The sequence below is a fragment of the Pseudomonas sp. TE3644 genome, from assembly GCF_056278815.1.
On sequence record NZ_JBWBQF010000001.1, the window covers coordinates 2,885,898 to 2,908,965 of the forward strand.

20 protein-coding genes and 2 pseudogenes are annotated in these 23,068 nt (G+C 55.2%); 14 read left to right on the forward strand and 8 right to left on the reverse strand.

Annotated features, from left to right (window positions below):
- Positions 1 to 31: 31 nt before the first annotated feature.
- On the reverse strand, positions 32 to 688 hold the full coding sequence (locus ACZ9GA_RS12725; protein ID WP_457362345.1) for a peroxiredoxin-like family protein: 657 nt from the start codon (positions 686 to 688) through the stop codon (positions 32 to 34).
- A 286-nt stretch (positions 689 to 974) separates the two neighbouring features.
- On the opposite strand from ACZ9GA_RS12725, the gene ACZ9GA_RS12730 reads away from it, so the two are divergent.
- The 3 genes and pseudogenes from ACZ9GA_RS12730 to ACZ9GA_RS12740 all read left to right on the forward strand — a co-directional run.
- On the forward strand, positions 975 to 1,613 hold the full coding sequence (locus ACZ9GA_RS12730; protein ID WP_457362344.1) for a glutathione S-transferase family protein: 639 nt from the start codon (positions 975 to 977) through the stop codon (positions 1,611 to 1,613).
- A 19-nt stretch (positions 1,614 to 1,632) separates the two neighbouring features.
- Positions 1,633 to 2,745 carry an alkene reductase gene (locus ACZ9GA_RS12735; protein ID WP_457362343.1) on the forward strand — a complete coding sequence of 371 codons (1,113 nt, stop codon included), beginning with the start codon at positions 1,633 to 1,635 and terminating at the stop codon, positions 2,743 to 2,745.
- A gap of 89 nt (positions 2,746 to 2,834) precedes the next feature.
- Positions 2,835 to 3,452, forward strand: a pseudogene (locus ACZ9GA_RS12740) (IS5 family transposase); the annotation flags it as partial.
- A 358-nt stretch (positions 3,453 to 3,810) separates the two neighbouring features.
- Here ACZ9GA_RS12740 and tatA read toward each other — a convergent pair.
- The 4 genes and pseudogenes from tatA to ACZ9GA_RS12760 all read right to left on the reverse strand — a co-directional run.
- A pseudogene (gene tatA, locus ACZ9GA_RS12745) lies at positions 3,811 to 3,937 on the reverse strand (twin-arginine translocase TatA/TatE family subunit); the annotation flags it as partial.
- A 208-nt stretch (positions 3,938 to 4,145) separates the two neighbouring features.
- Positions 4,146 to 4,892 (reverse strand): hypothetical protein, encoded by a 747-nt coding sequence (locus tag ACZ9GA_RS12750; RefSeq protein WP_457362342.1) that lies wholly within the window; start codon positions 4,890 to 4,892, stop codon positions 4,146 to 4,148.
- Positions 4,893 to 5,297: 405 nt separating this feature from the next.
- Positions 5,298 to 6,755 carry a flavin monoamine oxidase family protein gene (locus ACZ9GA_RS12755; RefSeq protein ID WP_457362341.1) on the reverse strand — a complete coding sequence of 486 codons (1,458 nt, stop codon included), beginning with the start codon at positions 6,753 to 6,755 and terminating at the stop codon, positions 5,298 to 5,300.
- Between the two features lie 376 nt (positions 6,756 to 7,131).
- Positions 7,132 to 8,145 carry an AraC family transcriptional regulator gene (locus ACZ9GA_RS12760; protein ID WP_268151055.1) on the reverse strand — a complete coding sequence of 338 codons (1,014 nt, stop codon included), beginning with the start codon at positions 8,143 to 8,145 and terminating at the stop codon, positions 7,132 to 7,134.
- A gap of 454 nt (positions 8,146 to 8,599) precedes the next feature.
- Between ACZ9GA_RS12760 and antA the strand changes: the two genes are divergently transcribed.
- The 11 genes from antA (at position 8,600) to ACZ9GA_RS12815 (ending at position 20,175) form a co-directional block, all read left to right on the forward strand.
- Positions 8,600 to 10,003, forward strand: coding sequence for an anthranilate 1,2-dioxygenase large subunit (gene antA / locus ACZ9GA_RS12765; RefSeq protein WP_457362340.1), 1,404 nt, complete (start codon positions 8,600 to 8,602; stop codon positions 10,001 to 10,003).
- Positions 10,004 to 10,006: 3 nt separating this feature from the next.
- Positions 10,007 to 10,498 (forward strand): anthranilate 1,2-dioxygenase small subunit, encoded by a 492-nt coding sequence (gene antB, locus ACZ9GA_RS12770; RefSeq protein WP_268151049.1) that lies wholly within the window; start codon positions 10,007 to 10,009, stop codon positions 10,496 to 10,498.
- Between the two features lie 19 nt (positions 10,499 to 10,517).
- Positions 10,518 to 11,537 (forward strand): anthranilate 1,2-dioxygenase electron transfer component AntC, encoded by a 1,020-nt coding sequence (gene antC, locus ACZ9GA_RS12775; protein WP_268151047.1) that lies wholly within the window; start codon positions 10,518 to 10,520, stop codon positions 11,535 to 11,537.
- 68 nt (positions 11,538 to 11,605) lie between these two features.
- On the forward strand, positions 11,606 to 12,550 hold the full coding sequence (locus ACZ9GA_RS12780) for a PDR/VanB family oxidoreductase (RefSeq protein ID WP_457362339.1): 945 nt from the start codon (positions 11,606 to 11,608) through the stop codon (positions 12,548 to 12,550).
- Positions 12,551 to 12,568: 18 nt separating this feature from the next.
- On the forward strand, positions 12,569 to 13,900 hold the full coding sequence (locus ACZ9GA_RS12785) for an aromatic ring-hydroxylating dioxygenase subunit alpha (RefSeq protein ID WP_457362338.1): 1,332 nt from the start codon (positions 12,569 to 12,571) through the stop codon (positions 13,898 to 13,900).
- Complete coding sequence (locus ACZ9GA_RS12790) at positions 13,890 to 14,423, forward strand: aromatic-ring-hydroxylating dioxygenase subunit beta (protein WP_268151041.1); 534 nt, start codon at positions 13,890 to 13,892, stop codon at positions 14,421 to 14,423. Before ACZ9GA_RS12785 ends, ACZ9GA_RS12790 begins: the two co-directional genes overlap by 11 nt.
- Entirely contained in the window at positions 14,423 to 15,016 is a 594-nt protein-coding gene (locus ACZ9GA_RS12795) for a cysteine hydrolase family protein (RefSeq protein WP_457362337.1), read from the forward strand. The genes ACZ9GA_RS12790 and ACZ9GA_RS12795 overlap by 1 nt, the downstream gene beginning before the upstream one ends.
- Positions 15,013 to 15,801 (forward strand): SDR family oxidoreductase, encoded by a 789-nt coding sequence (locus ACZ9GA_RS12800; RefSeq protein WP_457362336.1) that lies wholly within the window; start codon positions 15,013 to 15,015, stop codon positions 15,799 to 15,801. Before ACZ9GA_RS12795 ends, ACZ9GA_RS12800 begins: the two co-directional genes overlap by 4 nt.
- A 23-nt stretch (positions 15,802 to 15,824) precedes the next feature.
- Positions 15,825 to 17,060 (forward strand): dienelactone hydrolase family protein, encoded by a 1,236-nt coding sequence (locus tag ACZ9GA_RS12805; protein ID WP_457362335.1) that lies wholly within the window; start codon positions 15,825 to 15,827, stop codon positions 17,058 to 17,060.
- A 109-nt stretch (positions 17,061 to 17,169) separates the two neighbouring features.
- Positions 17,170 to 18,636: an aldehyde dehydrogenase family protein gene (locus tag ACZ9GA_RS12810; protein ID WP_457362334.1), complete on the forward strand. Its 1,467-nt coding sequence runs from the start codon at positions 17,170 to 17,172 to the stop codon at positions 18,634 to 18,636.
- Between the two features lie 210 nt (positions 18,637 to 18,846).
- Entirely contained in the window at positions 18,847 to 20,175 is a 1,329-nt protein-coding gene (locus ACZ9GA_RS12815; RefSeq protein WP_457362333.1) for an alginate export family protein, read from the forward strand.
- A gap of 258 nt (positions 20,176 to 20,433) precedes the next feature.
- On the opposite strand, the gene ACZ9GA_RS12820 is transcribed toward ACZ9GA_RS12815, so the two are convergent.
- The 3 genes from ACZ9GA_RS12820 to ACZ9GA_RS12830 are packed head-to-tail and all read right to left on the reverse strand — an operon-like array spanning position 20,434 to position 22,944.
- Positions 20,434 to 21,174 carry a PAS domain-containing protein gene (locus ACZ9GA_RS12820; protein WP_457362332.1) on the reverse strand — a complete coding sequence of 247 codons (741 nt, stop codon included), beginning with the start codon at positions 21,172 to 21,174 and terminating at the stop codon, positions 20,434 to 20,436.
- The gene (locus tag ACZ9GA_RS12825) at positions 21,174 to 21,821 is read right to left on the reverse strand and encodes a response regulator (protein ID WP_268151028.1); all 648 of its coding nucleotides are present in this window, start codon (positions 21,819 to 21,821) and stop codon (positions 21,174 to 21,176) included. The genes ACZ9GA_RS12820 and ACZ9GA_RS12825 overlap by 1 nt, the downstream gene beginning before the upstream one ends.
- Positions 21,793 to 22,944 (reverse strand): ATP-binding protein, encoded by a 1,152-nt coding sequence (locus ACZ9GA_RS12830; RefSeq protein ID WP_457362331.1) that lies wholly within the window; start codon positions 22,942 to 22,944, stop codon positions 21,793 to 21,795. Before ACZ9GA_RS12830 ends, ACZ9GA_RS12825 begins: the two co-directional genes overlap by 29 nt.
- Positions 22,945 to 23,068 lie beyond the last annotated feature (124 nt).

The following is a 23,068-nucleotide window of genomic DNA, read 5'->3' on the forward strand; positions in this document are numbered from 1 at the left end:
CCGCCCTAAGGCGGCCTTGAAAGATGGACAATCAAGCGCGCAATGCAGGCAGCAACTCGGTGGGCTCAGGGCGCAGCGTGTAGTCGGGATTGACCTCCGCGTACAGAATGATGCCGTCCTGGCCGATGACGAAACGACCTGGCATCGGCAGCGTCCAGCTTTGGTCACCATTGATGACCGGCAGGTTGTTACCCAGGCTCAGATAGAGTTCAGCCAGATAGTCTGGCAGTTTGAAACGCAGGCCGAATGCAGCCGCCACTTCATTACCCGTGTCACTCAGGATGGGGAACCCCAAACCATTTTGGCGCTGCGACTTGCGGCTGTTGGCTTGGCTCTGTGGCGAGATCGCAACCAGGCTCGCGCCGCGCTCCTTAAAGACCGGCAGTGCTTCTTCCAAGGCTTGCAACTCCATATTGCAGTAAGGGCACCACACCCCGCGATAGAAGCTGATCACCAGTGGGCCGCGTGACAGCAATTCGGCTGAGGACACTAGCTTCCCCTCCGCGTCTGGAAGGCTGAATACCGGGGCCAGGTCGCCGGCCTTCAGCGCTCGCTCGGCTTGACCGCTGGCGATCAGTTCAGCCGTCGCGCGGTGCATCACCGCATGTACGGGTGCTGGGGCATTATAGGGCGGCTTGCCGGCAACGAAGTCGGCCTTGAATGCATCCAGCTTGGCTTGAAGGGTCATGAGTATTTCCTCGATGGTTGATGTGTCGAGACTCATGATCGCGGTGTAGAAGCGCCCTCAGTAGAGCGCTGACCCGCATAGGAAATATGCTCAACAGGAATGCCCTCACTCGACGCGTGCAACCTTGGATGTTTATTCCTCGGAGGAATGACTCATATCGCTGCGAGCGGTCTGCTGCGCTCTAACCGTTCCACGCAGACTGGCCTCCATCGTAGCCACTTGGCACGAAGCGTTGCGTTAGTGACCACGCAATGCCCTAGTCCATTGTCGATTGAGGAACTGCCCCATGTTGATTGTTCATGCGTTTGCCACCCCCAACAGCGTCAAAGTCCCTATCGCCCTCGAAGAGCTGGGGCTCGACTATCGGTTACTGCCCGTGAACATTCGCGAGGGAGAGCAAAAATACGAGGCGTTCATCGCCCTGAACGCCAATGCCAAAGTGCCGGTGCTGATCGATCCGCTGGGTGACAACGGCCAGCCCATGGTGCTGACCGAATCGGCCGCCATCCTTGTCTACCTGGCGGAGCGATATGGTCGGCTGCTGCCTTCCGAGGGCGTGACGCGGGCCAGAGCCTTCGAGCAACTGTTCTTCCATGCCAGTGGGCTGAGCCCGGCCTTTGGACAGTCCGGCTACTTCCAGAAAGTTGCCAACGAGCCTAACCCGGCGGCGATTGCGAGATTCCATGGCGAGGCCAAACGCACACTTGCCGTGCTCGATGGCGTACTGGCAGACACCACTCATGTCGCCGGAGATGAGTTTTCAATCGCCGACATCGCCCACTTCGGCTGGCTCTGGCGCAAAGAGTTTGCCGGTGTCGATTTCGCTGAAAGCCCGAACGTGGAACGTTGGTTCAACGCGGTTAGCCAGCGACCCGCCGTGCTGCGCGGTATCGAACGCACCAACGCCCTTACGTCCCAAGCCTGATATACAAGGACTTCAGATCATGAGCAATCAGCCGCTGTTTACCCCAACCCAGGTGGGCCCCTTCACACTGTCGCACCGTGTTGTCATGGCGCCCTTGACCCGGATGCGCTCAAGCGAGGGCAATGTCCCCAACGAATTGATGGCCGAATACTACGCCCAGCGCGCGACGCAAGGCGGGCTGATCATCGCTGAAGCCACGCCGGTTTCACCCTATGGCTTTGGATACGCGGGCTCGCCAGGCATCTTTACCCAAGCACAGGTCGACGGATGGCGCACAGTCGTTGACGCCGTGCATGAGAAAGGTGGGCTGATCTTTTTGCAACTGTGGCACGTGGGCCGTCAATCCCACCCACTGCTGCAACCGTGCAATATTGACCCCGTCGCGCCATCGGCGATCAAGGCTGATGGGGATGCGTACGCGAAAACAGGCCCGGTGGCCTTCGCCATGCCTCGCGCCTTGGCGCTTGCCGAAATACCGGACATTATCGAATCGTTTCGCCGAGGCGCCGAACTGGCCAAGGAGGCCGGTTTTGATGGTGTCGAGGTTCACGGCGCCAATGGGTACCTGCCTGACCAATTTTTGCAGGACGGCACCAACAGGCGCACCGATGCTTACGGCGGCCCCATCGAACACCGCGCCAGATTCCTGCTGGAAATTACCCAGGCCGTGATTTCGGTATGGGGACAAGGCCGCGTCGGCGTCCGCCTTAGTCCTTCGAGCAGCTATGGCTCAATGCATGACAGCAACCCTAAGGCGACGTTCGGTTATGTCGCCACGCAGCTAGACACGATGGGGCTAGCGTATTTACACGTCGTTGAGCCAAGAATTAAAGGTAATGAAACCATCGACGAAGGTGCTAAGCCTGTTGCTGTTCAATATCTGCGCACGCTTTTCAACGGGCCGATCATTGCAGCGGGTGGATTTCAACGTGAAAGCGCTGTGGCGCTTGTCAGCGAAGGTAGTGCCGACATGGTCGCCTTTGGACGCGCGTTCATCGCCAATCCTGACCTCGCGAGGCGCCTGCATGATGACCTCCCGCTGCACACCTATGACCGAGATACGTTTTACGGCGGCGATGCGGCTGGCTATACCGATTATCCTTTTGTAGGGGAGCCGGTAGCAACGACGTAATGTCTCGTAGACCCAGAATCAGGGGGGCGCTGATAATCGGCGCGGCGAAGTGTTCAGCATAGAGAGGCATGCTAAACGCACTAAGGTGCGCCGAGATTATTGCAGTGCTCAACGGCTGCAATGGGTTGACTGTTGGCACCATTGTCGACGCCATCATCATCCACGCACCCAGTTCGACCAAGAACAAGGAAGACAAACGCGATCCCGAGATGCATCAGACGAAGAAAGGTAATCAATATTTCTTCGGCATGAAGGCGCATATCGGTGCCGATGCCGAGTCGGGTCTGGTGCACCACGTCCACGGTACAGCGGCGAATGTGGCCGATGTAACGGAGGTCGCTCACCTGTTGCATGGCGATGAAAATGTTATCTGTGCCGACGCGGGTTATACCGGCGTGGAGAAGCGGCCGGAGCATGAAGGAAGGCCGGTGATCTGGCAGATTGCGGCTCGTCGCAGCAGCTATAAACACTTAAACAAACGCAGCGTGCTCTACAAAGCCAGACGCAAGATCGAGAAGGTCAAAGCGCAGGCGCGAGCGAAGGTCGAACACCCATTCGGTGTGATCAAGCGCCAATTCGGCTATGTGAAAACCCGCTTCCGTGGCTTGGCCAAGAACACGGCGCAACTGACCACGCTGTTTGCCCTGTCGAATCTGTGGATGGTGCGCCGGCAATTATTGCCTGCTGCGGGAGAGGTGCGCCCGTGAGGGTAGAAAACCAAGGCTGTGCCTTGGTTTTCCAATAATCAACGGCTGAAAGTCGGGCTTTTCGGCATCCTCAAGCCGCCCATTTCCGGCTGATGAGCAACTTGTTCGGAGTTTCCCTAAGCCATCGCTCCAACTCAAAGAAGGCATTATCAACCCGGGAGATCGAATACGCTGTATGGCCTGTTGCGGTGAAGTATTGGCTTCAATCATCCGGGCAATCCCGTCTAAAATCATTCTGCAGCGGAGCGAATAGAATGCTCAGCCGTCGAAGTCGCACTAGCTCCGGCGGCGCGCGGCGTCGACGCGGTTTCTATTGCCTGGATAGCAGGCGATGGCCCCGGCGCGTGGTCATCTCTCATTGCCGCACGAAAACCTTTGATAGTCTCACCCACATCAGAACCAAGCCCCTTGAGTTTTTTTGTACCGAACACCAGTACGACTACTAACAGGATGACGAGCCAGTGTTTCCAGTCTACGAGTCCCATAGCCACCTCGACAAAAATAAGTTAATAGACAACCAACCCCCAAGCGCCACACTTTTCAGACGCTGGTGAAGTTTTTTAGCCTCACCGCGTCTTGCCGCACTCAAGGATTTGTCGCACACTCTAAAACCGGGTACCCCTAGACCAATCAAGGTACCCATCACAACGGTGCGAAATGGAAGTGCTTTCGCCGACTCTATCGCCGTCAGGCTCAGACGCCTTGCGCCACCGATTCCCGACCAGCAGGTGAACGTGGCGTCATCTCGGCAATCGGCCCCCGCCAGGCAATGATACCCACCCATAGGTAGAAAACCGGAGTGGCATACGTCACGCCGGTGAGCGCGAGACCGGCCAGCTCCCCCATGTCCATGATTTTTCCAAAACTGGATACCAATGCACAGGCTGCATTGACAAGAGCAACCGCAGCGAACGCTTTCTTATGGCGCCAAAGGATGACTGAGAGTCCCAAATACCAGATGCCCGATAGGAAAAACTCCAGTCTACCCCACATACCGTCCTGAACGGCCATGGTGAGAATTCGGAACAACTCCTGAGTCACAGTCTTCGAGGCTGGGTCTGCGAGACTCGCATGCAATACTGTCAGCACAGGCCAGACTACGGACAATAGTGCCGCGCCGATAGCACCCACCACTCCAAAAATAATGCCCGCCAGCGTCGCCAGGGAAAGCAAGTACGAGCGATCCTCACGCAGGGCGAACCAAAGATAAAGTCCAGACGGAATGCTGAACAGGTAAAATCCGAACATGTCACTGAGCATCATCCACTTGAGATTGGGAGATCCCTCGACCCCCACGTCAAGCTGACCAATGATATTGCCGGTAGCCTCATATTCAAAACTCCCGGCCTGGATGGCCAGGTAGACCGTGTTGAAACACAGGATCACCGCAAGTACATTCAATACGAGTAAAAACCGATTGCGCGTGAAATACGTCTGCATTATGTTGCCCCCTCTAACCGCAAGAATACTATTATTGTCTGATCGCCAACTTACAAATTATTTCAGCTCGCGTTTGGTCATCTGATATGAGCCCAAACGGCATTCTGTTTCCCGGTACCTTCACCTGAGGCCCCCGCAGAAACTGATCAATCTGCTCGCGACTCCAGATGAAATTGCTATTTGCCATAGCCGGGGAAAAAACGTAGCCCCGAAGCGTCCCTGCCTGTCTGCCGATGAGTCCATTCAAATTGGGTCCAAATTTGGAAAAATCGCCTGCCACCACTGTATGGCACACAGAACACTGATCCCATGCACGCTCGACGGCCGAGGGCTCACACGCCTGAGCACCGACGTAGGCGCTAAAGAGTAAGGCCGCCAGCAAGGCCAGAGTGAGGCAGGCTTTCATCAGGCTTTGCCGGAGAGTAACTCTGCCGTCACCCGGCCCGCACGCAGCCCAGTCTCGATTGCACCGTCAATGAAACCGCGCCATCCATCTGCGACGTCAGAACCTGCGAAAACAACCCGCCCCTCGGTTTTACGCATATCAGCGCCGTACTTACTCCACATACCAACCTTATAGTCGCACCAACTGCCTTTGGAGTAAGGGTCGTTGGTCCAATCATAAGCGAAGGTGTCCAGCACTTCGGCGTCCGGCAACAGCTTCTCGACTTCTTTCAACACCAGTGCTTTATTGTTGTAGTCAAAGCCTGGGGTCGGATAGCCCATGCAGAAAAGTGTGGTGTGGTCGTCATAAAAATGGTCTGTGTACACCATATTCACCGGGTGCCCTGCACCGGCCAGGCTCTGATAGGCGCCCTTGTTGCCTTTGACCTTTATTTTCAATTTGAAGCCAGCCCCCACGTGCCGCTCCTTGCTCGCAGCCACCTTGCCAGGGAGCAGCGCGGGCACCCACTGAATATCGTTCCAGCAGTTCATGGGCATCGCGACCACACAGGCACTGGCCTTGAATACATCACCGTTTTCCGCGGTGACTATGACCCCTGACGCGTTATGCTCCACCTTGCGCACCGGAGTGCTGGTTTTTACCTCCGCCTTACTCTCGTCAAGCATGCTGTGGATCAGAGACGAAGTTCCCGACTTGATGTAGTACTGCGTACACGCTCTCAATAGCCGACCCATGTCATTGTCTGCACGTGCATACCAATGGATTTGGTCCAGCATGCCGGCAGTTTCAAGGCTACCGCTGACTGCCGTCGCGAAGAACGACTCAAGAATCGTGTGGGTGGTGATGTCCAGATTGATCTGCTTCAAACGCTGGGCGATCGAGATGTCGTCGTGCTTGAGAAAGCTGGGATCGAAGCCGGGGTCATAAGGTCGCGGAAACGCATTGATCAAATCCCCACAGAACACCTTCATGCCTGCGTCCAGGCGAGCAAACGAGTCGGCGGGGTCAATGTTCGTCAGCTTATTGTTGATCAACACAGTGCCATAGGTTGGGTTGGCGCCAGGCGTTTCGTCAATTTCCAAGCCATATCGTTTAATCTCGGCCCACACATGTGGCTGATACCAATGCACCCACTGCCCCCCGACTTCGGACTGCTGGCCAAAAATATCCGCCGTCCAGGTGCGACCGCCCAGACGGTTACGGGCTTCAAGCACCAAACATTTCTTCCCGCGAGCACCGAGCTCTCGCGCAGCGGTAGCGCCGGCCATGCCCGCACCGATGATGATGACATCGTACCCGTCTTTAGGCAGGGTTGCCGCGCCATTATCAGAGGTTGCCGCCCGTACTAGGGAAGAAGCGGCTAACGTTGTTGCGCCGAGAGCCATCCCGAACAACGTGTGTCGCCGACTCAACTGCAACGGGCTCTTTTTTTCGTTTTCTTTATCGTCAATAGACATTTTTGCACCATTCCGCTGGACAAAAGCACGCAGAGTGGGGGTAGCCCTTGGAGTTCAGACTTCCACTACTCACCCTGCATGATCGAGTTCTTGCAAACATAGATAACACTATTTCACCGATGCTTTATTCAGCCCACACCGCTGACGCTGCCTATCTATTTCACCCGACACCGATTAGGCGAACAATCCAAAAACCGAGCAAATTAGTCCGGAAAATTTGTATCGCCGAAAATTTCATGCGCCCGGCGAATAGGCTGGTAAAGTACAACGCTACCTTCAACGCTCCGCGCCTTGGGCGCGGGACCAATAAAAAACCCCGGCGACATTATCGCCGGGGCCTATCGCTCATGCACCGCCTACTTTCCCCGCTCGTTCCTCAACTCATGTGAGCGCGTGCGACGTCATGCCGATGAAGGGTAGCGCTAGGCATTTCGTTGAATAGTTTTTTATATTCACTGGCGAACCTGCCCAAATGATTGAAGCCCCACTCGGTCGCCACATTCGAAATGTTGGTACCTCTCCCTCCCTTTAGCAACTGTTTGCGTACTTCCGAGAGTCGTAATTTCTTAAGGTAAGCCATGGGAGACATACCCATATGCTTCCTGAAACCATCGAATAGCTTGAACCTTGACACGCCTGCCGCCGCTTCAATATCTTCCAAGCAAAGATCCTCGCGCGCATTAGCATGGATAAAGTCTTTCGCCCGCAACAGGTAGCTGGGTAATCTCCCGATCAAACTCTCCTGAATTTCATCGGAGTAATTGCTTTTCTGCGCCAGGATAAGCCCGCGAACCAACGACGCTTCGATATCTCGGGAAAAGAGGGTCTGGTCAAAGACCGCACCTCCGACCTGCTGCTCGGAGACGAAATGGGCAACTAACCTCCACCAGGATGCGCTGGCACCCGTCTGGCCATCCATGACTGGGTCAAAATTAATGGGGACTTCGACCGGCCGTTTGAGGATCTCTTCAAGCGCAAGCCTCATCGTCACACGAGGAATAACGACCGAGATTTTGCGGCAATCGCCAGTCATCATGAGCTCCTGACTGTGGAACGGCGAAACGATCAGGCCGACACTGTTGTTTGACTGAATACGGTTGCCTAGATACACCAACTCCTGCTCGCCCGTCAGAGGCAGGCTGAGGCTGTAGCTGTCCAAGTGCTCGGCAGCTTCCACGCCAATGCGTACGTCGGCGCCATACTCCATGACCCCCAAAGTGGTGGCGAAGGACTTGAACACCTTGGCGCTATGCCTGAACGAGACCTTCTCAGGCTGCGGACTCTGCAGGCTATGCGGGCCGCAAACCTCTTCCATCCACGCACGTGCGCCAGCCATGTCATAGCTGCTGATTTTAATGTCGCGAGCCGCGACTACATGGGGCTGGGTCATCACATGGCTCCACGGTAATGGAAAAGTCGCTCTTCGGCGAGTGAGTGACTGACAGCAAGAGCTGTGCCACGCGAGAGAGCGATGCAGACGCATCTGCTTTTATGGATAGTTACATCCGACCTTTTGGATTATCGGTTACCCGCACTGCAATCAATATGTTCCGAGCACTGGCCAACATGCACCACCACGGAGCATCCACTTCAGATAAATGCACCAGGTGTTACCCTTCTGCGCATGTGGGCTGACACCGAGCGAAACAACTTCAAGAAAAAGTGACATCCTAGATTATCGATTATCGATTATCGTTCTCATCTACTTTAGAAACTTCAGAACTTCCCGCTCACCCACGGCATCTCTTTAAGTGGCTTTAAGTCATCTACAAAACGGATAGACCGCCCCTGCCATCCGCTCTTTAATGGGGGCCTTGGGAAGCCGCACGATTGAGGATTTACTGATGAGCCGTATGCGTGATTTAAGCCAATGGCAAGAGTACATCGAAAGCTGCCTGGACTTTCGAAGTGAAGAAGGCATCTATCGTATCGCCAGGGACATGTTTACGGACCCTGAACTGTTCGATCTAGAGATGGAGTTGATATTCGAAAAAAACTGGATTTACGCCTGTCACGAAAGTGAAATCTTGAACAAGCACGATTTCGTGACCATCCGCGCCGGTCGCCAACCGTTGATTATCACTCGCGACGGCGAAGGCAATCTGAATGCGCTGATCAACGCGTGCCAACATCGCGGCACTACCCTGACTCGCGTCGGCAAAGGTAACCAGTCTACTTTTACTTGTCCCTTCCACGCCTGGTGTTACAAGAGCGACGGTCGCCTGGTCAAGGTCAAGGCCCCGGCAGAATATGGAGACGACTTCGACAAGGCAACGCGCGGGCTAAAGAAAGCACGAATTGAAAGCTACAAAGGCTTTGTCTTCGTCAGCCTTGATGTTCAAGGTACTGATACCCTTGAAGACTACCTTGGCGATGCCAAAGTCTTTTTCGACATGATGGTCGCACAGTCACCGACGGGTGAACTGGAAGTGCTGCCAGGGAAATCAGCCTACACGTACGATGGTAACTGGAAGTTGCAAAACGAAAATGGTCTTGATGGTTACCACGTCAGTACCGTCCATTACAATTATGTTTCCACTGTGCAGCATCGCCAGCAGGTAAATGCCGCCAAAGGCCAGGCCTCAGGCGATACGCTGGACTACAGCAAGTTGGGCGCAGGTGACACTGAAACGGATGACGGCTGGTTCGCCTTCGATAACGGTCACAGTGTGCTGTTCAGCGACATGCCAAATCCGGAAGTGCGGCCGGGGTACGCCACGATCATGCCGCGATTGGTTGAAGAATATGGCCAGGACAAAGCGGAATGGATGATGCATCGGCTGCGTAACCTGAACGTCTATCCCAGCATGTTTTTTCTGGATCAGATCAGCTCGCAGCTACGGATCATTCGCCCGATCGCATGGAATAAAACCGAAATCAATAGCTTCTGCCTGGGCGTGAAGGGCGAGTCCGACGCTGATCGCGAGAACCGCATCCGTCAATTCGAAGACTTTTTCAACGTTTCCGGTATGGGCACACCCGACGACTTGGTCGAGTTTCGCGAAGCCCAACGTGGGTTTCAGGCACGCCTTGAACGGTGGAGTGATATTTCCCGCGGTCGCGATAAATGGACCACCGGCCCTACCCGCAATACCGAAACCATCGGTATCTCACCGGCCATGATCGGGGCGGAGTTCACCCACGAAGGCCTGTATGTCAACCAGCATGGCAACTGGCAGAAGTTTCTGCTCACAGGGCTCGCTCGTCAAACGGCCGACGCCCAGTCATTGAAACTTAAAGAGGTGTGAGAAATGAACGCCGAAATTCAGTACCAGGTCGAACAGTTTCTATACAAAAAAGCTGAGCTCTGCGATGCCCAAGACTGGGACGCCTACCTTGCCTTGTTTAGCGAAGACAGTGTTTTCCATTTGCCTCAATGGGACGCTGAGCATGTGTATACCACTGATCCGAAGAAAGGCATGTCACTCATCTATTACCCCAACCGGGGCGGTCTTGAGGATCGAGTATTCCGTATTCGTACTGGCAAGGCCGCCTCGGCGACACCAATGCCACGCACGCTTCACCAGATTAGTAATGTCCGTATCCATCCCTTGGAGGATGGATACCTGGAAGTGCGGGTTAATTGGCAGACGCTGTACTACCGCCAAGCGACCGCAGAGCATTTCTTCGGCCGGGCAACCTATACATTGCGCCCAAATGGGGAGAGCTGGCTGATCGCCAAGAAACACAGCTTGCTGTTAAACGACACGATCAATTCCGTGTTGGATTTTTACCATATTTAAGTCGTAGAAAGGTCAAGCCATGTACAAGGTTGCGTTGAACTTCGCTGACGGAAAAACACTGTTTTGCGCGGTGCCGCCCAATGGCATTCTGTTGGACGCGGCGCTCAAGTGCGGAATCAAGATTCCCCTCGATTGCCGAGAAGGGGTTTGCGCGACCTGTCAGGGCCGCTGCGAATCGGGAAGTTATACCCAGGACTACGTCGATGAAGAGGCATTGTCTGAACAGGATCTGGCTGAGCGCAAGGTATTGTCCTGCCAGACGCGGGTATTATCGGACGCTGCATTTTATTTCGACTTTGACTCAACCTTGTGCTCGAACGAGGGGACTACTGAAGTTACCTCTACCGTGGCAGAAGTGACCCAAGTGTCCGACAGCACCGCAATAATCAGGGTCACCATTGCCGCCGATCAACCCGACTTGAACTTTCTCCCGGGACAATATGCGCGCCTGAAAGTGCCGGGTACCGACCACAGTCGTTCGTATTCATTTGCATGTGCACCCGGAAACAGAAGCCTTGAATTCCTCGTCCGCCTTCTACCGAGCGGCGTCATGACCGACTATGTGCGGGAGCGCTGCAAGGTCGGTGACACCATCAAGATGGAAGCCCCGCTGGGTGCTTTTTATCTACGGCACATTGATCGTCCGGTCGTCATGGTCGCTGGCGGCACCGGATTGTCTGCGTTCCTCGGTATGCTTGACCAACTGGCAGAAAAAGGCGGGTCTGGTTACCCCATTCATCTGTTCTACGGCGTTCGAACAGAACGGGATCTGTGCGAGCTTGAGCGTATCGAGGCTTACAAGGCAAAGATCAGCGCGTTTGAGTTCACACCGGTATTGAGCGATGCTGGCAAACAGTGGCAAGGGCTGACAGGTTTCATTCCGGCACATCTCAGTCAATATGAAACAGCCGATACACCCTTTGACATCTATATGTGCGGCCCTCCCCCCATGGTGGAATCCATCAAACACTGGCACACCCATAACGCACTCACGTCGGCGCGCATATTTTTTGAAAAATTCACTGAAAGTAACAGCTAGAAAAATGGTCACTACAGGTCGCCGGTCTTATTCACCGACCGGTCGCCTTATGCGTACAGGGTCTCGTTATGTCCAGTTTGTCATTGAAAGTTGAAAAAATAGAAAATCTGACCCCGCGTATTCGCCGTGTCGTATTGACGGCACGCGACAACAAACCGCTGCCCTGCTTTACTCCGGGCGCGCATATTGAGATTCATCTACCGGGGGAGCGTCAGCAAAAACGTGCGTACTCAATCGTCAATCTGTCCGACAGTGACCACTACGAGATTGCTGTTCAGTTGGACAAACAAAGCACGGGGGGCTCGAAGTGGGTTCACAGCTTAGTCGAGGGCCAGTACGTCAACGTAGAAACACCTAAAAACCATTTCCCTCTGGTGGCCGGGGCAGACCACTACCTGCTGATAGCGGGCGGTATCGGTATTACTCCGATGCTGAGCATGGCACGCGCGCTGATCAGCTCTCAGCAGGCATTCACGCTTCATTATGCAGGCCGCGACGGGTCAAACATGGCCTATCTCGCTGAAGTTCAATGCATGGAGAACAGCCGCTGCTGGATCAGTGACGGCGATGCAGCGAAACGCTTTGCAGCAACAACGGTACTCGCCAACCCAGCCGCCAACACCCACCTGTACATCTGTGGCCCTACCGAAATGATCACCTCGGTCATCCAGACGGCCCGTGAGCAGGGCTGGCGAGAAGATCAGGTGCATTACGAACTGTTCGCCGGCACGCTCGAAGAAGACGGCGACCTGCCCTTCGAGGTGGAACTACGCACCAGCGGTGTGAGCTTGGTAGTCAACCCGGGGCAGAACTTGTTGGACGTGATGGTCGAAGCCGGCTTGGACCCGATGTTCGACTGCCGCCGCGGGGACTGTGGTGTGTGCGTTGCCCAGATTATTGATGGGGAGGCGGATCACCGAGACATCTGCCTCTCCGATCGCGAACGCGCCAATGGAGCGTTCTGTACCTGTGTTTCTCGTGCCAAGACCGCCAAGTTGGTACTGGACCTCTAAGCAGTGATGGAGAAAGCAATGATTCCTACGAATGAGCAAATCGCGGACCTGGTTCGTGACGACAGCGTTCACAAAAGCGTATACACCGACCCTGTTCTCTTTCAGCTCGAGATGGAGCGTATTTACGGTCACGCCTGGATTTACGTGGGGCACGAAAGCCAGGTGAAAAACCCTGGGGACTACCATACCACTCGCATCGGTGATCAAGATGTCGTCATGGTACGAGCGTCCGACGGAAAGGTGAATGTCCACTACAACCGCTGCCCTCACAAAGGCGCAAAGTTGGTCGCTGACGGAGACGGTAACGTCGGCAAGTTCTTCCGCTGCCCTTATCATGCCTGGACGTTCAAACTGGATGGCTCGCACCTTTCCGCGCCTCTGAAAAGCGGCTTCGAGGGCACTTGTTACGACCCTAAGCACCCTGACTTCTCCATGGTCAGCGTTGCCCGCGTGGACAGCTACCGCGGCTTCGTATTCGCCAGCCAAGCTAACTACGGCGAGGACCTGAAGACGTTCCTGGGTGGAGTGGTCAGCTCTATCGACAACATGTGCGATCGCTCGCCTGTTGGCGAACTGGAAGTAGCAGGCGGCATATTTCGCGTGCAGCAGCGCTCCAACTGGAAAGTTTTCTACGAAAACTTGCACGACACCATGCACGCTCGCGTCACGCATGAATCCTCGGTGGATGCGGCGCGCCAGGAAGCAGAGTCCATCGGCGAAATGCCTTTCGAGCTGTTAATCATGGACGGCAACGGCGAGCCCTATGACTTCTGGGAGAAACTGGAACTGAGGGCTTACCACAATGGCCACGGCTACATGGAAGCGATTTTCGATCCTGGCGCTGCAGAGCGCGATGAAGTCGCCAGAGCACATTTCGAATGCCTGAGCCAAGCGTATGGTGCGGACCGTGCCCGGGAGATCATGGGCATGAACCGTCACAATACCGTGATCTACGGTAGTGGCTCGCCCCACACCGTCTTCATGCAGTTTCGCGTCATTCGTCCGCTTGCAGTCGATAAAACCGTGGTGGAGATTCAGACATTTCGCTGCAAGGGCGCACCTGACGTCGTATTTGATCGTGCATTGACCTACGCCAACGTCATTAACTCACCCTCCTCCAACGTCATGCCAGACGACGTTGAGGTTTATGCGCGTTGCCAGGAAGGCAACATGACCCGTGGGGGGAGCTGGATCAGCATGCACCGCTACGTGGGCACCGACAAAATCCTTGAGGATGGCGCCGTTTCAACTAACGGCACTAGCGAACTGCCGATGCGCAATCAGTTCGCTGCCTGGAAGAAATTCATGACCGGAACCATCATCGCCAAGGAGAGCAACAATGTTGCTTGACCGTAACTTTAACGTTAATACCACTTCTTTGACTCCTGCCACTGTCGATGAATCGACCATGCGCTCAATCGAACAGTTCATTTATCGAGAAGCACGCATGCTCGATACCTGGAAATTCTGGGAATGGGACAAGCTCTTTACCGAAGACGGCATGTACTGGGTGCCGCAGAAACATAATCAGGCCAATCCGTTTGATCATATTTCCCTTTTCTGGGAAAACCGAATGCTGCGTGAAACCCGTATCCGCCGGGTTGAAAATGCCCGCAACTGGTCACAGCAGCCGCAAACGCAGACAGCCCACCTGGTCGGCAATATTTGTATCGAGGGTCTAGACGAAGATAACTATCTGGTTGTCAGTGCCAGCTTCCAGGCAACTGAATGGCGCCTGGACCAACGTCAGCTAGCGGGTCGATATACCTATAAACTGATCGGCAATAAAGTTGAAGGATGGAACATCAAGCTGAAACGGGTTGACTTGGTCAACTGCAATGATGTTTTCGCCAACTTGGAGGTATTCGTGTGATGGAGCGGCCAGTCGTTATTGCACTCCATTACCAGAACGATGTCCTCCACACGGACGGTCGTATCAAGGTAGGTCTGGACACGGACGGAGAGCACCGTGCAACTCTCATCTCAGCCGCAGGCGCCCTGCTACGGTGTGCGCGTAAAAACGACTGGCCAATCATTCATGCTCGTGTCGCCTACCGTGGCGACTACTCCGATCTGATCGCCAATGCGCCGATATTGGAGAACGTGAAAAAGCTGGGTGCCGTCATAGAGGGCTCTTGGGGTGCAGAGTTCCTCGATGCCTTGAGCCCCCATGAGAACGGGAAGGAATACATAGTCACGCATAAGCGTATCAACGCGTTTTACGGCACCCACGTCGAAGCGCTGCTGACGATGCTGGGCGCTCGCACCTTGATCATTGCAGGCGTGGCTACCCATTCAGTGGTTGAAAGCACGGTTCGCCATGCAGTGGACTGTGGCTACCGCGTCGTCGTACCCGCTGACGCATGCTCCTCTGCCGACCCTTTGGCACACCAAGCTTCGCTGAGCAGCATGAGTCTCATCGCAAAAATTTCCGGCGTCAGCCAACTGATGGAGTCACCGAAATGAACCTCGAGGGCAGAGTTGCGATTGTTACCGGAAGTACCCAAGGGCTTGGCCTGGATATCGCCAAAATACTACTGGCGCAGGGTGCCGAAGTCATGCTGGTCGGCAGGAATGCCGTGGCCGGCCGCCAACTCAGCGCTTCGCTGGGTCCGTGTGCGTCTTACACAGAGTGCGATGTCGAAAACGACGAAGACATCGACAAATGCATTGATAACACGATCAATCATTTCGGCAAGATCGACATTCTCGTCAATAACGCATGCCTATACGACGACAATGGCATCGGCTCTTCCCGGGAGGCGTGGCATAAAAGCCTGAACGTTAACGTCGTTTCCTCAGCGATTTTCGTGCAGAAAATCGCGCCGCTACTGCGCGCAGGAAGCACCATCATCAATATCACCAGCACCGGTGGCAAATTTGGCGCGGCCGGTAGAGCACTCTATCCAGCCTCCAAGGCGGCGATGCTGCAGTTGACAAAGAATTTCGCCGTTAGCCTTGCATCACAAGGCACCCGGGTCCTCAGCGTTTCCCCCGCCTGGACCTGGTCGCCAAGTGTCGCCTCATTGACCGATAACGACATCGATCTTGCAGACAAAGTCGGTGCACCGTTTCACCCATTGGGCCGGGTAGGCCGGGGTGAGGAGATTGCCAATGTGGTGGCCTTCCTATGCAGCGCGGCTGCTTCATGGATGACCGGTGTCGATGTACCGGTCGATGGCGGCTTCTCGATTTTAGGGCCCGATCAAGGCTTATCGCCGCGGGTCTGGTTTCAGCGTCATTGTGGATAATTTATTGTAAAGGAGCATTCCAGATGGGCGAGTTCATTGATATCCGTACGTTGGATGACCACAACACCTTCCGCGGTTACCTGGCAGTGCCCGCTAGCGGAAAAGGGCCCGGTTTAGTGCTCGGGCAAGAGATTTTTGGTGTCAATGCCAACATGCGTGCGGTAGCGGACCTGTATGCCGAGGAAGGCTATGTAGTACTTGTACCCGATCTGTTCTGGAGGTTGGAGCGTAACGTCGACCTTGGCTATACACAGGAAGACTTCAGCAAAGCCATTGATCTGTTCCAACGTATGGATGTGGACATGGCTGTCAACGATATTGCCGCCAGCTTCGTCACGCTGGAAAATCTCGACCAGGTAGAAGGCGATCGACTGGGATATGTCGGGTTCTGCATGGGCGGGAAGCTCGCCTACCTGACGGCCACACGCACCAAAGCTGCTTGCTCTGTCGGGTTCTACGGCATGGGTATCGACCATTATCTGGACGAAATCGATGAAGTATCGGGGCGCCTGGTGCTGCATTTCGCCGAAAACGATGGCTATTGCGATGCCGCCGCGCGAAGCAAGATTTCTGCAGCCCTCAAAGGAAATAAACACGCCGAGCTTTACGTCTACCCCAACGTCGATCATGCGTTCGCACGCGTTGGCAGCGAGCACTTCGACAAGCCGGCGGCGCTCATGGCCCATGAGCGTACCATCGCCGCGCTGAAGCGCGAGATAGGCCCACACTTCAATCTGTCCGACCTCTGGGACGAGCACGTGCGCCATGAGTTCGAGACGCGTGACGTTCCAGCTACCATGGCAACCATGGTCGCCGAACCTTATGTGAACCATATTCCGACCATGACGGGTGGTGTGGGCTACAAGCAACTGAGCCGCTTCTACCAGAATCACTTCGTCCACAGCAATCCACCAGACATGAAGCTCATTCCGCTATCCCGGACAGTCGGTGCGCTGCAGATTGTCGATGAGTTCATCATGTGCTTCACACATACCACAGAGATCGACTGGCTATTGCCGAACGTCGCACCTACCGGGAAATACGTCGAAATTCCGATGCTAGGCGTAGTGAGGTTCCGTGGTGACAAGCTCTATCATGAGCATATCTATTGGGACCAGGCGAGCCTCCTGGTACAGGTTGGTTTGCTCAACCCCGAGGGCCTCCCGGTCGCAGGGGTGATTACCGCACAGAAGCTGCTTGACGAGACGCTGCCATCGAACACCTTGATGGCCAACTGGAAAAACAGCGAGCCCGTTTAAAGGTGATAGCTGGGCCGCTATCCCCCTGGATTTTACGACTGAAATTTCTCTGCCGAGATGATCCGGTAAATCTTGCCGGATCTATCTCCCTACTCAAAGGCGAGCTGACATGACCGACTTGGCGACATCACAACTGAAAACCTACCACCCTTATATCGACGGCAGATCCTGGGCGAGTCATGGCCAGCCCGAGCAGGTTGTCATCAACCCTTACAATCAAACAGCTATCGCTCGCGTTAAATTGGCGACGGCGGAGGATATAGATAGCGCCATTGCCGCCGCTTTTGAAGCTCAGAAAGCCTGGGGCAAAACGTTGGCCAAGGAGCGAGAAGCCATCCTTTGCCGCGCTGCGGATATTATCGAGCGTCGTCGCGCGGACATCGCGAAGATTCTTATCGAGGAAGGCGGCAATGTATTCGGCAAGGCGATGTTCGAATGTGATTACATGGTCAGTACCTTCCGCATTGCCGCTGGTCAGGCACGCGATGTTCGCGGTGAGACCATGCCCGCTGATGGGCCGGGGCGCATTTCGATGTCGTTCCGGCAACCACTTGGCGTTATCGCAGGTGTTGGCCCCTTTAACGCACCATTGCTATTAAATGGCAAGAAGCTGGCACCTGCACTTGCCGCTGGTAACGCTTTCTTGCTTAAGCCAGCGCCACAGACGCCGCTCATCGGCCTGCTATTCGCTGAAATTCTAGAGGAAGCCGGCCTGCCGCCCGGTGTATTCAACGTCCTTCCGACTACTAACGAGGCGTTAGGCGACAAGTTCTTCTCCGATAAACGCGTGAAGATGGTGACCTTCACCGGCTCGGCAAAGGTTGGACAATACCTATCCGAACTCGCAGGAAAGTTTCAGAAGCGCATCGTACTGGAATTGGGCGGCAAAAGCCCCATTGTGGTTCTCCAGGATGCTGACCTTAATTACGCGGTCCGAGCGGCGGCTTTCGGCATTTTCTTCAACCAAGGCCAAGTGTGCATGGCCAACTCTCGAATTATTGTCGAAGCACCGATCTACGAGTCATTCTGTCGTGCATTCTCGGAAACAGTACGCTCGATACGTTGTGGCGATCCAACCGACCCATTAACCATCATCGGGCCATTGATCAATGCTCGCCAATGCGAGTTTATCAAAGGACAGATCGACGACGCACTGTCCAAAGGTGCGACGCTTCTGACGGGGGGTGAGTACAGCGGTAATCTGTTCCAGCCGTCGGTGCTGACGAACGTGCAGCCTTCGATGGATGTTTATAATGAAGAGACGTTTGGGCCATTGGTCTCCATTTACAAAGCCAACGACTATGAACACGCCGTCGAACTGGCCAATGACACATCCTATGGCTTGTCGTCAGGTATCGTCACGAATGACCTGCAAAAGGCCTTCGACTTCGCCCTGCGTGTGGAAGCCGGATCTGTACACATCAACGACAATTCATTCGATGATGATCCCAATGCCCCCTTTGGGGGGTTCAAGGACAGCGGCCATGGCAAGGAAAATGGTCGTTACTCAGTTCAGGACATGACTGAATTGAAATGGGTTACCCTTCAACTTGGCGAGCGCGCCTTCCCACTTTAAATGCTCCTCCTGCCTTGCCTGCTTGGGCAGGGCAGAAACTTACAGTTCTCTGCAACGTGTGCGTTAAAAACAATAAGAAGGCAGGGTATTGAACCCGCTTAACAGGCGCTCTCGAATTGAGTTCGAGATTTCGGGCACTCCCTATCTGCCATCTTGTTTTTCCCTCAAACTTACCCAGCCGTAACCGGTAAATATATAGCGGAGCAAAAGATGGTATCCCCTAACAAAAAACTGAGCGTCCTGCTATTTAGTACCCTGCTGCAAAGCACGTTCGAGGCTAATGCCTATGAGCTTTACTCTTCAGATTCCGGGGTATTGAACGCAGATGCAGAGCTGGCATTGGGCATTTTTCATAGTGGAAAAAGCTATGGTCAATCCAGTTCCACGACTGGCGGTAGCAAAGACTGGCAGGAATCCTATGCGAAATACGGGCTAAGTGGATGGATCAATTCGGGGAGCCAGGCACAGCACACGTACGGGGCGCTAAACTGGGTTTCCAGCGCTACGTTTGGCCAAGGCGATGCAGCCGGGTGGACGGATGGCACCGAGCGCACGACCAAGCTCGAAGATGCGTATCTGGGATGGAAATCCGGTGACAGCTTTTCGACCTTGGGTAAAGATGGCCTGGACGTTTCGGTAGGACGCCAGAATGTCATTATTGGCGATGGATTCCTGATTGCGGGTGATGCCCTCAACATCGGGAAGTCGTTCCTGGACGGCGCCGTGAACCGCGGAGGAGCCTATTACCTTACCGGGCGTAAAGCCTTCGATGAAACGGCGGTCGTCAAGATTGGCGGCACGCAAGGCCTGCGCAGCGATTTAATGTGGCTCAAGTCCGATAACCCAGCTCAGGGCAAGGCTGAAATCGTTGCAGGCACCTTGGAGAACGTCCAAGCGCTGGGCACGATCGGCCTTACCTACCTGAAAGTAGTAGACACTGATCCCGCTTATGATTTTGTGGATCGAGACGGTACCAGAACAGTTTCGCTCAGGGCACAAGGCAATTTAGGACATCCTGAGTTGCTACTCAGCGGGGAGTACGCCCGACAAAACCGCAATGAAGGGGATGAAAGTGCCTGGTATCTGGAGTCAGGTTGGACATTTTCCGCTCTGCCTTGGCGCCCTGCGCTAAGCTATCGCTTCAGCCGCTTCTCGGAAGGATACGACCCGCTGTTTTATGGGAACGTCAGGGCATTAGGCACCTGGTTCCAGGGTGAAGTAGCCAGCAACTACTCAGGTCCTTTCAGCACCAATGCGCGCATTCATCAGATTGGTCTGACACTCAGCCCCACTGATAGCGTAGCGTTAGGTGTACTGGGCTACCATTTTGAAACACTGAGCAAAACTGCCAGCGCCTTTGCCAATTTAGGGGGCAATGAACTGGACGTCTATGCGATGTGGCAGATCAATGCTCATCTGTCGGCGATCCCGTTGGTCGGCTTCTACAAACCTGAAAAGGATATCAACAACGGAGGTTCCCAGTTAGACAATAGCCATACTAACGTCTACGCGCAACTGCTGCTACAGGCCAAATTCTAGGGTCTGTATGAAATGTATTCCAGCGAAGACCAGGCAAGGCGAACACACGCGAGGAAGCGGAGTTTACGTATTGTAAATGAGCATTCCGAGCCTGTTTTCAACGCAGCCTGACCGAGTTGGGATGCATTTCTATTGAGCCTAATAGCAGAACCACGGGAACCCGGTACGTACCGGGCAATCGTGTATCCGCCGGGGACTCACCAAGGCACTCATTCGACGAAAAGGGGTTGCCCTTGATCACTGTTACAAAGCTCCCCTTCACCGAGCAGGTCGGCAACTGCAGCTTCTCTCATAAATGATGCCCTCTATACCCAACACCTCCCCCGTATCAGCGTAAATACCTCCACCTCTTTCACAGACGTTTTTCAGCCCTCCGTCCGCACAACAAATTCGATACCACAGCTCGTAAGGTTGGCGACGCGCCAGCGCCGCTTGCACCTCCCGCCACACATAATCAGCATCATCCGGGTGAATCAGTGAGCCGTAATTGAAGTCGTTGCTGTCCGTCAGAAGCTCAGCAGGATAGCCCGTCAGTGTCAGGCACCCAGCACTGACGAACTCCATACTCCAATCACGATTATTACGGCCTCGATAGACCAGACCCGGAATGCCGTTCAACAAGGTCGAGGCGCTTCGCTGACTGGCTTGCAAACCTGTTTCGTGACGCTTTTGAACGGTGACGTCATGAGCGGCCATATGGAAACCTTGCGTCCCACGGCTCAAGTAGACCTCCAACCAGTGCAACGCCCCAGCCCCTGGTGTAAAGCGCAGGCGTTGACGCAACGGCCGTGCAGGGTGTTCAAGCAGGCGCTGCAAGGCGGCGCTCCACCCTGCGCGATCTTCCTGGTGTACCCATTCCAGCAAGGCCCCGTGGCTAGGTTCGTCCCCCATCAGCTGTTTCCATGCGGCATTGGCGTAGCGCACGTGACCGTTGTCATCAAGCCACAGCAACGACACCGGATAACCGTCAAGCATTGTCCACTGCCCATCCAGTTCCATCAGTGACTCCTCGGTCGGTCGGGTACGGTGAAGCGGTGTACCCACGCTGCCAACTCCAGGCGCGAATGCAGCCGCAACTTCTTCAACAGACTCTTGACATAGACCTTCACCGTACCATCGCTGATACCCAACTCACGGCCGATCTGCTTATTGCTCATGCCCAAGGCAATCAGCGACAGCGTCTGCCCCTCGCGCTCGGTCAGACTGCCGTCCAACACTGGGGACTGCAACGGCTGCTCCGAGAGCAGCGTCGCTAAGCTGTCATCGAGAATGACCGCGCCCTGACCGCAGTTGCGCACATGGCACAACAAGGCGTCGGGTTCGGTTTCCTTGAGCACATAGCCATTAGCACCCAGGCGCATCGCCGTCAGCAACTCGTCGCGGTCGATAGAAGCCGTCAGCACCATGATTTTGCAGCCCAGCTGCAATTGGCGTAGCTCATCGAGTACCTGCAAGCCGCTGAGCCCGGGCATGTGCAGGTCCAGAAGGACCAGTGCCGGCGCCAGGTTAACCGCCATGGCAATGCCTTCGCGGCCACTACCCGCCTGGCCTACTACGTCAAAATCCTCGCTGGCAGCGAATAACTGTGCCAGCCCATTGCGAAATAGCGGGTGGTCGTCAATCAGCAGCAGCCGAGTGCTGTTCATCAGGGGTTCTCCTTGAGGATAAAGCGTGCGGGTGTGCAAGGCGCAGGCGCACGCGGGTGCCGTGGGGAGCTACACCTTCAAGCATTAGAGTGGCGCCGATACTAGCGGCGCGCTCACGAATGATCGCCAGGCCGAAATGATTGTCCAAGTCGGCGACAGGCCCAAGGCCTATGCCGTCATCTTCAACGCAAATGTTGATCACGCCATCGCGGGTATCACGCAGTTCAATGAGAACATGACGCCCATGGGAATGGCGCACCGCGTTGGTCAAGGCTTCACGAATGATCTGCAGCAACTGCAGTTCGGTTTCCGGACTGAGCGCGCCATCGGCCAGGCGGTTGTCCAGTTCGAATGCGATGATGCAGCGTCGCGAGAACTCGGCTACCGAGTCGACAAGGGCCTGGCGCAGCGTGCGGCCGTCCATGGTCAAACGAGCGCTGGTAATCAATTCACGTACCTGACGTTGCAGGTGACTGAGGCCACCGCGCAATTCGCCGAGCGTAGCCTCGGCCTGGCTGCGGTCGTGCAGGCGGCCATGCAGCAACGTGACCTGAAATGATAGGTAAGCCAATTGCTGGGCCACCGAGTCGTGTAGCTCGCGGGCCAGTGCGCCCTGCTGGAAGTGCGCCGCACGGTGCTGCTGTGCACGCAAGTAACGCACGAGTTGCACCCCGCTGCTCAAGCCGGGTGCAATCTCAGCCAGTAGCCCGAGCAATGGCCGGCCCGGTGCTGCAGGTGTGTCTACCAGCAACTGGGCGTTGGCGTCGGCAGGTAAACGCAGTACTTGGCGCCGCACACCCTGCGCAAGGCAGCCACCGCAGGTGGTCAGCCCCGCCGCTACGTCGCGCTGGCGCCAAAGGCAGGTGGCCGCCAGCGGGCAATGGCGAACCATGTCCCGCCGGGCCACGCTGATTTCCTCGCCGCCCAGCACCAGCGCGCACTGGTGCACGCCAGGCAATGATTCGAGCTGCGCCACTAGGCCCGACAACGCCTCATCTCCCAAGCACGCCGCGACCGGCAATTGCGCGACGGTCTGGCGTATCCGCGTCAGCCCCTGCTCCCAGTCATGCCCTGTTCGCCAACTCCACCAATGGCTTAGCAGCTTGCGCGCGTTCAGTTCCATCCTCCCTTTCCCTTGTTTGCGGCACTGCCTATCAGGCAGCAAATTTCATGCCTCGTGCCTGGGCGTCTATCCCTCTACCCCCAAGGGGGTATCTCCAAGACGGCATTGATCAAAAATTCCCTAG

Bases quoted from the DNA above. Each gene is read 5' to 3' on its own strand.
- ACZ9GA_RS12725 (WP_457362345.1), bottom strand. From the start codon at position 688: ATGACCCTTCAAGCCAAGCTGGATGCATTCAAGGCCGACTTCGTTGCC.
- ACZ9GA_RS12730 (WP_457362344.1), top strand. From the start codon at position 975: ATGTTGATTGTTCATGCGTTTGCCACCCCCAACAGCGTCAAAGTCCCT.
- ACZ9GA_RS12735 (WP_457362343.1), top strand. From the start codon at position 1,633: ATGAGCAATCAGCCGCTGTTTACCCCAACCCAGGTGGGCCCCTTCACA.
- ACZ9GA_RS12750 (WP_457362342.1), bottom strand. From the start codon at position 4,892: ATGCAGACGTATTTCACGCGCAATCGGTTTTTACTCGTATTGAATGTA.
- ACZ9GA_RS12755 (WP_457362341.1), bottom strand. From the start codon at position 6,755: ATGTCTATTGACGATAAAGAAAACGAAAAAAAGAGCCCGTTGCAGTTG.
- ACZ9GA_RS12760 (WP_268151055.1), bottom strand. From the start codon at position 8,145: ATGACCCAGCCCCATGTAGTCGCGGCTCGCGACATTAAAATCAGCAGC.
- antA (WP_457362340.1), top strand. From the start codon at position 8,600: ATGAGCCGTATGCGTGATTTAAGCCAATGGCAAGAGTACATCGAAAGC.
- antB (WP_268151049.1), top strand. From the start codon at position 10,007: ATGAACGCCGAAATTCAGTACCAGGTCGAACAGTTTCTATACAAAAAA.
- antC (WP_268151047.1), top strand. From the start codon at position 10,518: ATGTACAAGGTTGCGTTGAACTTCGCTGACGGAAAAACACTGTTTTGC.
- ACZ9GA_RS12780 (WP_457362339.1), top strand. From the start codon at position 11,606: ATGTCCAGTTTGTCATTGAAAGTTGAAAAAATAGAAAATCTGACCCCG.
- ACZ9GA_RS12785 (WP_457362338.1), top strand. From the start codon at position 12,569: ATGATTCCTACGAATGAGCAAATCGCGGACCTGGTTCGTGACGACAGC.
- ACZ9GA_RS12790 (WP_268151041.1), top strand. From the start codon at position 13,890: ATGTTGCTTGACCGTAACTTTAACGTTAATACCACTTCTTTGACTCCT.
- ACZ9GA_RS12795 (WP_457362337.1), top strand. From the start codon at position 14,423: ATGGAGCGGCCAGTCGTTATTGCACTCCATTACCAGAACGATGTCCTC.
- ACZ9GA_RS12800 (WP_457362336.1), top strand. From the start codon at position 15,013: ATGAACCTCGAGGGCAGAGTTGCGATTGTTACCGGAAGTACCCAAGGG.
- ACZ9GA_RS12805 (WP_457362335.1), top strand. From the start codon at position 15,825: ATGGGCGAGTTCATTGATATCCGTACGTTGGATGACCACAACACCTTC.
- ACZ9GA_RS12810 (WP_457362334.1), top strand. From the start codon at position 17,170: ATGACCGACTTGGCGACATCACAACTGAAAACCTACCACCCTTATATC.
- ACZ9GA_RS12815 (WP_457362333.1), top strand. From the start codon at position 18,847: ATGGTATCCCCTAACAAAAAACTGAGCGTCCTGCTATTTAGTACCCTG.
- ACZ9GA_RS12820 (WP_457362332.1), bottom strand. From the start codon at position 21,174: ATGGAACTGGATGGGCAGTGGACAATGCTTGACGGTTATCCGGTGTCG.
- ACZ9GA_RS12825 (WP_268151028.1), bottom strand. From the start codon at position 21,821: ATGAACAGCACTCGGCTGCTGCTGATTGACGACCACCCGCTATTTCGC.
- ACZ9GA_RS12830 (WP_457362331.1), bottom strand. From the start codon at position 22,944: ATGGAACTGAACGCGCGCAAGCTGCTAAGCCATTGGTGGAGTTGGCGA.